This is a genomic window from Bacillus altitudinis 41KF2b (genome assembly GCF_000691145.1).
GTDB classification, from domain to species: Bacteria; Bacillota; Bacilli; order Bacillales; family Bacillaceae; genus Bacillus; species Bacillus altitudinis.
This window is the reverse complement of sequence record NZ_ASJC01000031.1, coordinates 1-1113: the sequence shown is the minus strand read 5'-3', so window position 1 is coordinate 1113 and position 1113 is coordinate 1. Positions and strand designations below refer to the sequence as shown.

At 37.7% G+C, this 1113-nt stretch carries 1 protein-coding gene; it reads right to left on the bottom strand.

What is annotated here, in order from left to right:
• A partial coding sequence (locus tag BA79_RS18675) for an IS1182 family transposase (protein WP_035704539.1) occupies window positions 1–1113 on the bottom strand: 1113 nt, incomplete at both ends.

Here is a 1113-nt window from a genome sequence, read left to right as displayed (position 1 = left end):
TCTTTTCTTTTTTTATATAGCTCTTTTCCAGTGACAGATAGACGATTTTGTCTGATCTTTTCTTTATGTTCTTCCCATATGTGTCTTGAGATGACTTTTTGATGATTTTTCGACCTTGTGCATCTTTCAAGGAAAGAACACGATGCACATTTTTTAGGATCTGATTTGTAGAATCGATAACCCTTTCGATCAGTTGTTGTATATAATAGCTTCTCACCATTTGGGCATATGTAATGATCATGTTCAGAATCATACTTGAATTTCCACTTCTCAAATAAACCTCTTGTTGGATGAAAGCGTCTATGTGCGATGACACCAAAAATACGGCGATCTGATAAACCTTTACAGATTGGGGTCGTCAAATAACCAGAATCAAGGGCAACAGCTTCTACTTGAAAACCAAATCGTGCGATTTGGTGATCCAACCGATCAAGATACGGAACAGAATCATGGACATTACCGGGCGTGATGTGGGCATCCGTGATGATATTGTACTTCATATCTGTTGTACGATGGTCCAGGTAGAAAAAGCCTTCCGGTTTGTTTTCACGATAAAGATAGCCACTTTCAGGGTCTGTCATACTTTGCCGAATGTCTTTTTCCGTTTTCACCTCCTCTTTTACCTTTAAGGGCTTTTTTCCGTGTGCCACCCGATCTTTTTGGATCGCTTCTTCTAAATCATTTATATAGTTCTGGGTATCTTGTTCAATCGTTTTTCTCGTATATTTATGTTTATTGGCATTGGCTTTAAGATGAGTTGAATCAGTAAAAAGAACGCGGCCTCCTACCATATCATGATTGATAGCTTGAAGCACAATCTCGTCGAAAATGTCTTGAAAAATCGTTGTATCTTTGAATCGAGTACGACGATTCCAGCTAATGGTCGAGTGATGAGGAACGGGGTCATTGATGTTCAAACCTAAAAACCATCTATACGCCATGTTATAGTAAATTTCTTTTTCAAGTTGTCTTTCAGAACGGATACCGTACAGGTATCCGATAAACATCATTTTGAACAAAATAAGTGGATCAAGAGAAGGACGACCTTTATTCTCGCTATAATACGGTCTTACTTTATCTACGATAAATGAAAAATCAATGTACTGATCAATT